This window comes from Pseudoalteromonas sp. SR45-1 (assembly GCF_014163655.1).
GTDB lineage: Bacteria > Pseudomonadota > Gammaproteobacteria > Enterobacterales > Alteromonadaceae > Pseudoalteromonas > Pseudoalteromonas distincta.
In genome coordinates this window covers 1-12,107 of record NZ_JACJDR010000018.1, presented here as the reverse complement: position 1 = coordinate 12,107, position 12,107 = coordinate 1, and the positions used below count along the sequence as shown (strand labels likewise).

Below are 12,107 nucleotides of genomic sequence, written 5' to 3'. Positions count from 1 at the left end.
TTTTTATTGCCGTAAAAAATGCACCGTGTATGATAGTGATGAATATTTCATCACTATCAAGGTTTGTTATGCGTACCCCATTGTTAGCCATACTTTTACCACTTTGTTTAACTGCATGCTTAGATAAAACGCCAACTGAAACGCAGCAAGTAACAATAACCTCAGAAGCTGAAGCACCAAAGCAAGAGCTACAAAAGCTAAAAGAAAACACTCAATTACAAGAAAATACTAAAAAGAACGTAGTTGCTGAAAAAATACCAAAAGCTGATTTAAAAAACGTTTCAATAGACGATATAAAAACAGCTAAAGCCGAATTAAATACGCTAATTACAGATAAGCAATGTGATACCAGCACTCAATGCAGAATAAGTGCAGTAGGCAGTCGCGCGTGTGGCGGGCCAAGTAGCTTTGTTGTGTATTCAACAAAATCAGCGTCTGAAAAACAAGTAGCAGCCCTTAGCGACAAAATTACTAAGCTTGAAAGTAGTTATAATTCACAAAAAGGGATGATGAGCATTTGTCAGCATTTAACAACGCCAAGCACGCAGTGTGTTGAAAATAAATGTGTTAAACTTGAAGGTTCAGCGGTAAGTGCATTTTAAGGATAACGTTATGAGTTGTTTACCATCGGCAATTAAACTATCAATTTTAAGCATTGCTAGCAGCATTTTACTACTAAGTGGTTGTGCTAGTACTGTGACGTCAAATGAGCAAAGTAAAAACTTATCTGACTTAAACTATGATCTGAATAACATGGTGAGTAATAACAGCTGCACTGCAAGCTTTCAGTGCAAAGTACTTGAAGTGGGCGCCCGCGCATGCGGCGGACCGAGTAAGTATGCTGTTTATTCAACGCTGAACACATCTCAAGAAGAAGCAGAACAGCTTGCTCAACAAATAACAAAACAAGAAAAAATACAAAATAAAGCACAAGGCTTAACCGATTGTTCACCAGTACTTGAAGTGCAATCGCTGTGTATTAATCACCAATGCCAGTCGTTTGATATAAAATAAAAACGGTCGCGTATAAGCTAATTTCAGCGTTAACCTAAATACGGAATTAACGCTGAAATTACAACAACCAGTACTACGCAAATACCCGCTTTTATAATGTACTTCATGGGCATTGTTTTAAGCACCCAATATGCATAAATAAAGCGTACAAAATAACTCGCCGCAGTACCAAACAACGCAAAAATAAGTAGATAAGCAATTAGAGTAATATTCATAATAATCTAGTGCAACTACTTAGTTTTTTTAGTGTGAGCAATTAGTAAGTCAGCTACTTGTTGTTTTACGGCTCGCTTATCATCACTTGGGACATCAAAGCGACTGGCTAGTTGCGCAATCTCATCATCATTTAAATTAAACGATAAACGTTGACGCGTTTTTTTAGACTTTACATCTAAGCCAAGTATTTTACGGATCATATCTGACGGCGTTAACTCTTGGTCAATAGCTTGCTTTTTTATCAGCTTTTGAACTTCACTGCTTAGATCAAATGCCATTTGTGTGGCACGTACAGCTTGTTCCTGACGTAACCACTTGTCTTTAGCATCACTCACTTAGCATCTCCGGGAAACAAGTCTACAATATCAGACATTGGACGCATGAGCGTTAGCGATACTTCGGTTTCGCCGCCATCCCAAATTTCGATATTTAAACCAAAGCCTTCATTATCTGATGCTAAACAAATCATTTCACATGGCTCACCACCTTCTTGCTCATAACGAGGCAAAGTTTGGTTGCGGTAATCTTTATTATGGAAATAACACACATAAGGCGACTCGCTTTGTTGATAGCTTTTAGCTAAAAACTGCATAAAGCGCTCTGGTGTATTTTGCACTGTAATGTGGGTTAACGACTCTTCATCAAAAATACGCGCAAACTCATCAAGGCCAAATATCTCTTCAACTTCGTTTCGCTGAATTTTAATAGAAAAGTTAGCCCACTCTTCGCCGTCATCTTGCTCAATTTGTAAAAATACAACTTGGCCGCTATTTGTCTCAAGTACAAATTCAGTATCGCTGCTGTGCTGATATTGGTAAGTCTGAATATCAGTAACACGTAGCGTTTCACCTTTTAACCATGCCGGATAAGCAAATGAGTCGATAACGCTAAACATGTCGCCTTTTTTAAGCTCGCTCGGATGATTAAGCTGACGCTCTGGCTCTTTTTTAGATTTGAAAAAATTAAACATAGGAAGGCTGCCTTCTAAGCAAAAAAGGTAACTGAGCAAAACTCGGTTACCTTTTTAAAGTATAAACGTAATGGTTAGCTATTTTGCTTCGCTTTGATGCGAGCTAAAATATCAGCACTTTTTGGACTTGTGTCGCCAATGCCTGCTTCAGCCATTTTTGCTTTTAAGTCATCGCCATTTACGTCTGACTCAAGTTGCTTTGCAGCACCTAGCTGGTCGCTACGATCTTGTTGACGCTGTTTAATACGTTCAAGCGATTGACGAGCCGATGTCATAGACGAGCTGTTTGTATTAAGCGTGCTGTTAACAGCCATTGTTGCTTGCTGTACGCTTTCAGTGGTTTTAACCATTGTAAGCTGGCGTTGATTCTCTTTAATCGATTTTTCAGCATCTTTAACTTGCTGCTTAAGCGCAACAATATGGTTACTAAAGCCAGATAATACTTGCTCGTTTTCGGCTTTTTCAGCTTCAAAGTCACCAATTTTTTCTGCAATTTCTAATGCTAACGCTTCGTTGCCCTTTTCAAGAGCTTGGCCTGCATACGCTTCGTGTTCCGCGATTGATGCATCTACAGCGCTAATTTTACGCTTAGTTTGCATTTCTTTAGCCATTACTTCTGTAAGGCTTTTTTTAGCGCGGTGAAGTGCATTTTGCGCGTCTGCAATTTCTTGCTCAAAAATACGGATGCCATTTTTGTCTACAATTGCTTCGCCTGCTTCACGAGCGCCGCCACGTACTGCTGTAAATAATTTTTTTAAAATACTCATAATCTTAACTCCACTAACTGGCTATTAATCGTTTAAATACAAGGTCACGGCTTCTAGTGCATCGATAGCGTTATCGGCTAATGTCACTAGTTCGTGGGTAACGTCATCTAATGATGAATTTACCGACAGTGCACCAAAAATCGCGTATTTGTTATCGATTTTAGCAAATGCACTCAGTGGAATTGGCACGTTTAAACGTAGTAATGTTTCGTTTAACTCGTTGCGTAATTCACTCTTAACTTCATCTTCGTCAAACAAGTAGCTAATACATAACAACTGCTCTTGCGTTTGTGTAACAAAAATTGGAAGTTCATCATTTCCATCAACAATGACTTGTAAAACATCTTGCTCGCCTGGGTTGGCAATCAAGAAAGACTCAAAGTTAGCGCCTTCAGTTTCAAAAGAAGCTAATTTTATTGAAAGTTCATTTAATTCCATGTCTCTGCCCTTTGTCGTTTGACATATTATGTCTGAGTTAAGATTCTCATGGTCGACATATTATGTCAACCATGTTTTGTTAGTTTTTATACAATTCGCTTTCTATTTGCCATGCAGTTCGGTAGTAATCATAAAGCTGACCAGATCCTAACCTATTGACCTCAATACTTTTAACTTGTTCAAAGTAGTGGTTAGGAAATACAAAACTTGCCAATAAATATTCTTTACTAATCCATCTTGATGGCACAGGCATAGCCGTCGCATCATTAATACGGCCACTGGCCGACTGACCCATTTTAGTGGCTATAGTCCAGCCCCACTGCCCAAACGAAGGTATGTTTTGCTGATACTGCTCAACATAGCCAAACCCTGCGGCTTTAACTGTTTTAGCAATGCTTAAAAACGCTTTTTTAGCGTGGTAAGGTGAAGTTGATTGAACCGCCATTGCGCCATCGGGTGCTAATAACTGACGTACATGATTATAAAAGTAGTCACTGTACATTTTATTTAGATCAGGGTGATTTGGGTCCGGTAAATCAATTAAGATAGTGTCGAACTGCTTAGATTGATCAAGCAGCTTTTCAACTTCTAAAAATGCATCACCCACAATTATGTTGGCTCGCGAGTCTTGCATCGATTTATTGTTTAGCTGTAGTAATCGCTTATTGATGTGCTCTGGGGGCGTAAAGTCACCGTCTTTATGACCAAATAAATTGAGAAGCTGCGCGTCTAAATCTATTAGCGTTACTTCACTCACAGGCCATTTTAAAACATCTCTAAGTGCAAGCCCGTCACCACCACCAATTATTAATACACGGTCGTGTCTGTTAGAGGCAAGCATTGCAGGGTAAACCAGCATTGAATGATATATTTGTTCATCAATACTTGAGAACTGCAAACGCCCATTTAAATATAAATCGGTGATTGGCTGAGGTTGGTTTTTGCTTAACCTTTCGGTTAAAACTACGTGCTGGTATTTGGTTGCTTGCGAATAAATTACTTTATCTTTGTATAAAACATTACTTAGATTGTTCATCCAGCTACTGCCAAATACTAAAATAAAGCCAAACAATGCCAGCAGTACTATATGGCAAACTAAAAGTGCCTTAGCAAAGCGTACATGGGCATGGTAACGCCATAAAAAAGCGAGTCCTGCGATGATATTAAATAACGCCGTCCACGCCGCAGCTTGCATTATAGGCATTGAGAGCATGATACTTACCCAAATGGCGGCACCAATACCAGCACCAATATAATCGGCACCATAAATAGTCCCTGCGTTGTTTTCTAAAAAACGACCATAAACGTGCTGACGAATGCGCGCTATAAGCGGTATTTCCATACCAATAAATAAGCCCAGTATTAAACCAAAAACATAAGGTAGAAAACGTGACCACTCTTGTAGCTTTTGAAATACGTAACCATTAAGTACAACATCTGGGGGTAAATTAAAAATGCTCGAAAATAAATGAGGAAGAGAATAACTTACAGCTATTACACCCGCTATAGCTAAAATGCAGCCCATGCCAACCAAAGCAATAATGCTTTCTAGCCAAGCAAAAGCGGTAAATGCATCTTTAAACCAACGCGCTAAAAAAGCGCCTAAGCCCATTGCTACAATCATAGTACCGATCATGGCGTAAATAGCGCTTTCTACTGAGCCAAGTACACGGCCCGCATAATGAGACAGTAAGTATTCATAAATAAGGCCGCACCCAGCAAGCACGGCCATAACAGTAATTAGTAATATATCGTGCCCAAGTAAGCGAGACTTACTTGGGGGAGTGTTGGTTGATGACACTGATTATGCGCCTAGTAAGGTTGCCATAGTGATACCTACAGCAAATGATACTGCTGCAGAAATAGCTGCTACACCTACATTTTTTTGACGATTAACTTCATCGGAAATATCGCAACCAGATAAAATTATTTTAATTGTCACTAAGTGCAAAATAATAAATGCGACAAGGCTCACAACAGCGCTAATAGCCCAGTATAGTAAACTCGCATTAATGTTATCAGCAGCGTATGGCGCAACTCCCGTTGCAGCTGTAATAGCTAATGCACTACCTATTAAAAATCCAGCGTAACGAATACCCACAGCTAAGTTACCATCAACAATTGCTTGTTGTAGGCAGTCGCCACTTTTGTTTGTACGCTTAAATAACTGCACTCGGTACTGGCTAACAAGTAGTAATACAATACTACCTATAATAAAGGCAGCAATTACAATTGGAAGACCATGCCAGCCATCAGTAGCCACCCATAAAAGTGCTGAGCGAATAACTATTGCAACGCTAACAACATGACCAAAATCAATTATTGAAGCTGTAACGTTACCTTTAACTATTTCGTCGTGCAGGCTTACTTTACGAAGCGCTACTTTATCTTGAAAAAAGTGACCCAACTTAATAAGTACAATTGCTAATGCGCCGTAAGCTAACATTTGCAGTGCTTCTTGTTGCAATGTTGCAGCAAAAGCACCACTACTTACACCTGTTAATACAATCGCCAGTGCCACTAAACCAGCGGCAAAGCTAATACCAAAAGCAAAGTTATCACGCTCTGTTATTTCATCATTTGCGTGTAAGTTTGAAACCCAACCTTTTATATATTTAAGGCTTACAAATAATAAAACAATAATTGCAAAATCAATCGCCAATGCTTGTAGCGACCACATAGTTATTCCATTAAATTCATACATATTATTCTAACTCCAACTTTATTCTTTTACTTACCACGGCTCACGCCACGAGAGGTTCTGCTACCGCTATCACGCACCGATCCTGAGCTATTGCTATAACTGCTCGAACGAGAATAACTACTGCGGCTTTTTGGTGGCGTATAACTACTACGGCTTAAACCGGATGCACCTGTTTTTTTACTCGCATAAGGGCTTGTAAACTGCTTACCTTGGCGTTGGTATGTTTGGCGCGTGCGTGTTTCTAGCGCGCTTTGGGTTTTAATTTGTTTAGGGCTTGAATAACGCGAACGGCCATAGTCATTGTAATAACTATACTTTCGGCGTTTGCTCCAACTTCCATATTCAACACGGTCAAATACATCGCCTAAAATACGGTACATGCCGTACCATTGCCAAAAGCTAATACCATTACTATTTGTTTGCCAGTTACCATAGTTAGGGTTACCTACCATTTGGTTACCAACACCCTCACCTTCAGCTTGCTTACTAATTGCGCCTACACGCGCTAAAGTGCCTTTGGACATATCAGCTAGCATATTAATAGGATCGGTTAACGCATCAGAAAATAGCGTAGGTTTAGACGCATCACGCAACAAATCAATGCTATGCAACGTATCTTCGTAAGGAGGAATTAAGTAAGTTCCTTTAATATCTTTAAGTCGCTGTGTTAAACCACTATAAAGTGCACCTTGGCGCGTTGCATCAAGGGTAATTACATCAACAACTTTTGTAAGCTCTGGTTGTTGTTTTTTAAGGAGCTCGCCATATTCTTTAAGTAATACAGCATTGCGCACACTCCCATTATCAAGCGCAGTACCAAGCTGTGACAGCTCTGTATCTGCTTTTTTAATAGACTCTTGAATTGTTTGTTGCAGCTGCTCTTCTTTAGATTGACAACCCATAAGCACTGCGAACAAACAAAACAGGCTTATAAGTTTCCAAGCTTTAATATTCGACATTCATGTCACCTGATTTACTAAATTAACTTAGGTAGTTTTACACAGGTCACTTATTAAACCAAGAATGAAATTGCAACAAAGTAAGTCAGTACAAAATTAAATAAACAGCTATATTTAGTATATGAATTTAAAAGCATTCTCAATGTTAAGCTTTTAGTGCTACAAAGGGCGTAGTAAGTAACTTTTTTGTAATTATGGATTGCCTGATTACACAATAATAACTAAAACATAATTAAATGATGGTTAAGGGTTAGATTTGATGCTTCATAGTATTCGATATAAATTTATTATAATAACAACGGTTTTAATTATATTTAGCGCAAATTTAGTTTTTTTCCTCGCAATTAATGAACACGAAGATTTATATCGCCAATCTGTTAAACAAAACTTAGATGCAATGTCTTCAAATATTTCCGATAGCTTATTACGTGTTATGTCTGAGCAAGTTGATTTGTTCTCTATAACCACCGAATTGCTCGGTTTTGATCGATATGAACACATTAAGTTTGTTAATGTATTTGACGCTGACTGGCAATTAATCCAATCGTATGTCCACCCTAACTACTTAGAGCTTGAGAGCTTTAAGCCTGAACTTATAAGTATTCAACCAAAAAATTTACCTTATGCGGTTACAATAACCAATGAAGGACTAGTGGCCTTAAAGGCAATTGGGGAGGAGCAGTTTCCTATTGGATATTTGCTCATTGTGCAAGACTTTAAAAAGCCACTGAATGAAAGTAAAATTAGCCTTTTTTATAGTGCAGCTCCATTTGTTGTTTTAATTATTGCACTCACCATTATTATTTCATTTTGGATATATCAGCGTTTATTAAGCCCACTTTTAGCGCTCTCGAAGTTCACACAGAAAGTTGAAAAATCAACAAATTATAAGCTTCAATACCAAGTCACTGGCCATGATGAAGTATCTCAACTTGGTAACGACATTAATGCATTACTACAAACAATTGACTCCCAAGTTCAAACCAATCATAAACACACCGCACAACTTTTAGTACAAACGCATTCAATGGAGCGCCTCGCCAACTACGATATATTAACAGGTTTACCTAATCGCATGTTTTTTATGGACCTACTCAAACTCGAGCTGGCTAGTAGTAAAAGTAACGATCAAGACGTTGCGATTATGTTCTTTGATGTAGATAGCTTTAAGGGCGTTAACGACACCCTAGGCCATGAAACCGGAGATATGCTTTTACAAGCTGTGGCTAAAAAAGTGAAAAGTTATCTGCGTAGTAACGACATAATTGCACGCTTAGGCGGTGATGAGTTTTTAATTATGCTACCTAATATCACTGAGCAATCTATTGTTATAGATATTGCCGAAAGTATCATTGAGGGTATGAAAGAGCCATTCACTATAAATGAGTGGGACGTACCAGCGGGTATTAGTATTGGTATTGCAAGTGCCAAAGAAGCTGAATTTGATATAAATACATTTATCAGTAATGCCGATATTGCAATGTACACATCAAAAGAAAAAGGCAAAGGCGCATATACAATATTCCACCATAAAATGCTTGAAGATAACAAACGAAAAGCGCAAGTCGCTAACTTAATATCTCACGCAATAGCGCAAAATGAATTTGAGTTATTTTATCAGCTTAAAATGTCGAATACAGGCGAAGCTCAAGGCTTAGAAGCCTTAATAAGATGGCAAAGCAAAGAGCTAGGCTTTGTTTCTCCTAGTGAGTTTATACCTATAGCGGAACAAGCAGGTAAAATAAAAGCGATTACTCAATGGGTGATCACACAAGTATTTAAAGATATGCAAATGCTAAAACAACTTATGGGGAATAATGTGCTCGTCTCCATGAATCTTTCAAGCCATGACTTAAAAGATCATAACTTCATTCATACTGTAAAAAGTAAACTACTTGAACATAGCGTCGATATTTCAAATATTCAGTTTGAAATAACAGAATCAAGCTATTTAGAAAATTTTGAAAACGCGAATCAATTTTTTAATCAAGTTAAAGTTATGGGAGGCTCAATTGCATTAGATGACTTTGGCACAGGTTACTCTTCATTGAGTTACCTTACTAAAATTGAAATTGATACATTAAAAATAGATCGAATGTTTGTAAATCAATATGCAAGCTCAGCAAAAGACACTGCAGTATTACAAGCAATACTCGATTTAGGCCAACGCCTTGGTTTAAAAATATGTAGCGAAGGAATTGAAACAACCGACCAAGCTAACTACCTAGTATCAAATGGTAGTGATGAAATGCAGGGCTATTACTTTGCAAAACCAGTGTGCATTGCACAACTACCACACGCAATTGAACGAGCGAAAATATTATTTAAAGAACTAACAATAACTTCAAAATAACTCAGTGCAATTGATTTTTTACTAAGCAAACGGCTTACTTTTAATTTAGTGCAATTATGGTGAGCTCTTTAGGTATAGTAATTCCTGCTGGAAGGTAAGCTACTGAGTCTTCAACGGTTAGTAAGTACTCTATAACCTCTTCTGTAGACTCAAATTCAACAGGGGGCTTGCTGCGCCCCGTGAATCGCATTTGGGCCCAATAAGCTTGTATTCTAGACTCAGTAAGACCTACCATCCTAGTGTTAAAATTTATTCTAAGCGGATTGCCGACAAATAGGTTAACTGCTTTAAATTGTCTGCTCATAGCTCCGCCCATATAAATATGGCGAATTTGTTGCTTACTAAAAGATAAGTTTTTATCTGTGGTATTTACTACAATAATGACGTTCGAGGGGTTTGTATTTTCTGCATAAACTGAAATGCTAAAACCAAATAGGCTACTAGCGACTACAAAGAGCATCATTATTTTTTTAATGTTATTAATAGGTTTAAAAAATATCATTAAAACACCCAATCCAAACCAATAAGATAAAGATTAGTTTTTTTATCAAAATCAGAGTCATCAGGAGTAACAAAAAACGAGTCTTTTACATCGTCGCCTTCTAGGGTTGAAAACTCAGCTTTTAAGGCAAGGTTTGGCAACACATCCCAGCGTACACCAACCGTCCAACTCTTAATTGAGTCAGGCGTAGATTCATCAAAAATACGATTGTACCCATATGCAAGTTGATCTAAGTCGCTATTAATACCTAACGGAATTTCATTTTCAGCAGAACGAGTTTCTACGTCGCTATCTGCAAATGTTAAGTGGTAAGTAAAAGGAGCATGATTAACACCGGCAGTTAAATAATAGCTTTGAATTATAGGCACTATCCCTAAATCAGTTTTAATGCGGACCCATTCACCTCTAAAAAAATAATCTAAATTGTCGTAAATTACGCCAAATTGATTTGCATGTGCTCTACCTTTTGTTTTTACCGAGCTGGCGCTTTTTGTAAAATTAAGGCTATTAAGCACATTTTCTAGCTGTCTTATCTCATCAATATCAAGCTTGATATTCCCATTATAACGGGAAACTCTAAATTCTAAGTTTTCAATATTAATCTTACCAATGAACCCTAAAAGGTTATCAACTTCAAAGCCCGTTCTTAAGGCGCCAATCCCTATATCACCCGACTCTTCACCATAGTAACCTTCAAAGCTCAAATCAAAGTTTTCTGCACCAAATTTATAAACAGCATCTATGCCATTAAATGTTTTAAATAAATAAGTATCGTAGACTTGTTGAGGTGGATTGATCCATGGGTACGCAAAACCAACATCCGAAAAGTCACTCATAGTAAAAAAAGGTGTGCGTAATTTTCCGAGTTTTATCTGAATATTATCAGTTGGCCTATATGTTAAATATAACCACTCTAACCCTGAGTTATCAGAAGCTGTTGTATTATTGCTTCTTAGCAAAACTTGGGCTGTTGCAGACCACTTATCATCAAATTGATACTCGCCTTGGAATCCAATTAAACTAGATGGAGAAAATTTAATACTGTCTTCATATCCCTTATATTCGACATTTTTTTCGTCTAAGTAGCCACCAATAACTCGAGCATAACCAGAAAATTCAAACTCATTAGAAAAAGCAGAAAAATGAATAAGCATAGTGGTAAAAAGTAAGCACCAAGATATTTTATATCGCATCAGAGAAAATTAAATCCTTTGTTGAATTATGCAAAATACAGTGAAGATTAATTATGCTAACGATGAAATAACTCACCTGTTCGGATAATCAATTATTTAATTATTTTAAGTAGCGCATTTTACCGCTATCTAAGCTTAGCTAGCAAAGTCATAACTAGGATTAATCATTATAGTCAATGAATTACATGTTGGAACAATATATGTGTTCTATAAAAACATTAAGCATCTAGGTAATACTATTTACATGGAAAAGCACCTCACCCCTCTTGAATATTACTGAGATAGAGCTTAATTATACTTATATAGATACTTATCAACTAAGTAGGGGATAAAACAGATTCTTAATTCATGTCGTTCACTAGGATTGAGTGTTTAATGTGGGTGTTTGATAAAGCGTAATTGATTTAATTATAATCCGATATATGAAAAACCCACCCAAACTTTACTTTTTTGCAGACGTAAAAAAGCCCGAATCGTTAAATCCCGGCTTTCTACAATGTGAAGCCTCCGTAATGTCACGATACCTACAGCGGTGCAGAGTCACGTAGCAAATGCTACTGTATTGGCCGACTGAGATATTGAGGGGTTTTGTTGTGATTTTAACGGCGGGAGTCGCTATGCTCGCCCGACCTACGTGATAGGTGTTGATGTGAAAGTGTGTTAATTGTGCGCATTTCACTTTTCTGCAGACGTAAAAAAGCCCGAATCGTTAGATTCGGGCTTTCTAGAATTTGAAGCTTGGAAATGTCGTGGTGCCCACAGCGGTGGAGAGTCACGTAGCAAATGCTACTGTATTGGCCGACTGAGTTATTGAGGGGTTTTGTTGTGATTTTAACGTCGAGAGTCGCTACGCCCGACCTACGTGCTAGGTGTTGATGTGAGTGTGTATTAATTGCGCACATTTCACTTTTCTTCAGACGTAAAAAAGCCCGAATCGTTAGATTCGGGCTTTCTACAATTTGAAGCCTGGTAATGTCCTACTTTCACATAG

At 37.8% G+C, this 12,107-nt stretch carries 13 protein-coding genes; 3 read left to right on the top strand and 10 right to left on the bottom strand.

The features are described 5' to 3' along the window. Window positions 1-68 precede the first annotated feature (68 nt). Both H5089_RS16665 and H5089_RS16660 read left to right on the top strand, forming a co-directional pair. The gene (locus H5089_RS16665) at window positions 69-602 is read left to right on the top strand and encodes a hypothetical protein (RefSeq protein ID WP_182696302.1); all 534 of its coding nucleotides are present in this window, start codon (window positions 69-71) and stop codon (window positions 600-602) included. Window positions 603-612: 10 nt separating this feature from the next. After that, window positions 613-1,014: a hypothetical protein gene (locus H5089_RS16660; protein WP_024597425.1), complete on the top strand. Its 402-nt coding sequence runs from the start codon at window positions 613-615 to the stop codon at window positions 1,012-1,014. 29 nt (window positions 1,015-1,043) lie between these two features. On the opposite strand, the gene H5089_RS16655 is transcribed toward H5089_RS16660, so the two are convergent. From H5089_RS16655 to H5089_RS16620, 8 genes are all read right to left on the bottom strand, one after another. After that, window positions 1,044-1,229 (bottom strand): hypothetical protein, encoded by a 186-nt coding sequence (locus H5089_RS16655; RefSeq protein WP_024597424.1) that lies wholly within the window; start codon window positions 1,227-1,229, stop codon window positions 1,044-1,046. A gap of 15 nt (window positions 1,230-1,244) precedes the next feature. Continuing rightward, window positions 1,245-1,565, bottom strand: a complete 321-nt coding sequence (locus H5089_RS16650) for a hypothetical protein (protein ID WP_024597423.1) — start codon at window positions 1,563-1,565, stop codon at window positions 1,245-1,247. Beyond that, window positions 1,562-2,200, bottom strand: a complete 639-nt coding sequence (locus tag H5089_RS16645) for a DUF4178 domain-containing protein (protein ID WP_024597422.1) — start codon at window positions 2,198-2,200, stop codon at window positions 1,562-1,564. Before H5089_RS16645 ends, H5089_RS16650 begins: the two co-directional genes overlap by 4 nt. 74 nt (window positions 2,201-2,274) lie before the next feature. After that, window positions 2,275-2,967, bottom strand: coding sequence for a PspA/IM30 family protein (locus H5089_RS16640; protein ID WP_004335088.1), 693 nt, complete (start codon window positions 2,965-2,967; stop codon window positions 2,275-2,277). A gap of 24 nt (window positions 2,968-2,991) precedes the next feature. After that, entirely contained in the window at window positions 2,992-3,405 is a 414-nt protein-coding gene (locus H5089_RS16635) for a YjfI family protein (protein WP_004335098.1), read from the bottom strand. A gap of 79 nt (window positions 3,406-3,484) precedes the next feature. Beyond that, window positions 3,485-5,206, bottom strand: coding sequence for a polyamine aminopropyltransferase (locus H5089_RS16630; RefSeq protein ID WP_182712675.1), 1,722 nt, complete (start codon window positions 5,204-5,206; stop codon window positions 3,485-3,487). Between the two features lie 3 nt (window positions 5,207-5,209). Next, window positions 5,210-6,109, bottom strand: a complete 900-nt coding sequence (locus tag H5089_RS16625) for a DUF350 domain-containing protein (protein WP_182712674.1) — start codon at window positions 6,107-6,109, stop codon at window positions 5,210-5,212. Window positions 6,110-6,135: 26 nt separating this feature from the next. Further along, window positions 6,136-7,068: a CHAD domain-containing protein gene (locus H5089_RS16620; protein WP_182712673.1), complete on the bottom strand. Its 933-nt coding sequence runs from the start codon at window positions 7,066-7,068 to the stop codon at window positions 6,136-6,138. Between the two features lie 259 nt (window positions 7,069-7,327). Here H5089_RS16620 and H5089_RS16615 point away from each other — a divergent pair, with 259 nt between their 5' ends. Beyond that, window positions 7,328-9,421, top strand: a complete 2,094-nt coding sequence (locus tag H5089_RS16615) for a bifunctional diguanylate cyclase/phosphodiesterase (RefSeq protein WP_182712672.1) — start codon at window positions 7,328-7,330, stop codon at window positions 9,419-9,421. Window positions 9,422-9,461: 40 nt separating this feature from the next. Here H5089_RS16615 and H5089_RS16610 read toward each other — a convergent pair whose 3' ends face one another. Beyond that, window positions 9,462-9,923, bottom strand: coding sequence for a hypothetical protein (locus tag H5089_RS16610; RefSeq protein WP_024597417.1), 462 nt, complete (start codon window positions 9,921-9,923; stop codon window positions 9,462-9,464). Further along, entirely contained in the window at window positions 9,923-11,116 is a 1,194-nt protein-coding gene (locus H5089_RS16605) for an outer membrane beta-barrel protein (protein ID WP_182712671.1), read from the bottom strand. The genes H5089_RS16610 and H5089_RS16605 overlap by 1 nt, the downstream gene beginning before the upstream one ends. Window positions 11,117-12,107: the final 991 nt, after the last annotated feature.

Bases quoted from the DNA above. Each gene is read 5' to 3' on its own strand.
- H5089_RS16620 (WP_182712673.1), bottom strand. From the start codon at position 7,068: ATGTCGAATATTAAAGCTTGGAAACTTATAAGCCTGTTTTGTTTGTTC.
- H5089_RS16665 (WP_182696302.1), top strand. From the start codon at position 69: ATGCGTACCCCATTGTTAGCCATACTTTTACCACTTTGTTTAACTGCA.
- H5089_RS16655 (WP_024597424.1), bottom strand. From the start codon at position 1,229: ATGAATATTACTCTAATTGCTTATCTACTTATTTTTGCGTTGTTTGGT.
- H5089_RS16635 (WP_004335098.1), bottom strand. From the start codon at position 3,405: ATGGAATTAAATGAACTTTCAATAAAATTAGCTTCTTTTGAAACTGAA.
- H5089_RS16660 (WP_024597425.1), top strand. From the start codon at position 613: ATGAGTTGTTTACCATCGGCAATTAAACTATCAATTTTAAGCATTGCT.
- H5089_RS16645 (WP_024597422.1), bottom strand. From the start codon at position 2,200: ATGTTTAATTTTTTCAAATCTAAAAAAGAGCCAGAGCGTCAGCTTAAT.
- H5089_RS16625 (WP_182712674.1), bottom strand. From the start codon at position 6,109: ATGTATGAATTTAATGGAATAACTATGTGGTCGCTACAAGCATTGGCG.
- H5089_RS16615 (WP_182712672.1), top strand. From the start codon at position 7,328: ATGCTTCATAGTATTCGATATAAATTTATTATAATAACAACGGTTTTA.
- H5089_RS16640 (WP_004335088.1), bottom strand. From the start codon at position 2,967: ATGAGTATTTTAAAAAAATTATTTACAGCAGTACGTGGCGGCGCTCGT.
- H5089_RS16610 (WP_024597417.1), bottom strand. From the start codon at position 9,923: ATGATATTTTTTAAACCTATTAATAACATTAAAAAAATAATGATGCTC.
- H5089_RS16605 (WP_182712671.1), bottom strand. From the start codon at position 11,116: ATGCGATATAAAATATCTTGGTGCTTACTTTTTACCACTATGCTTATT.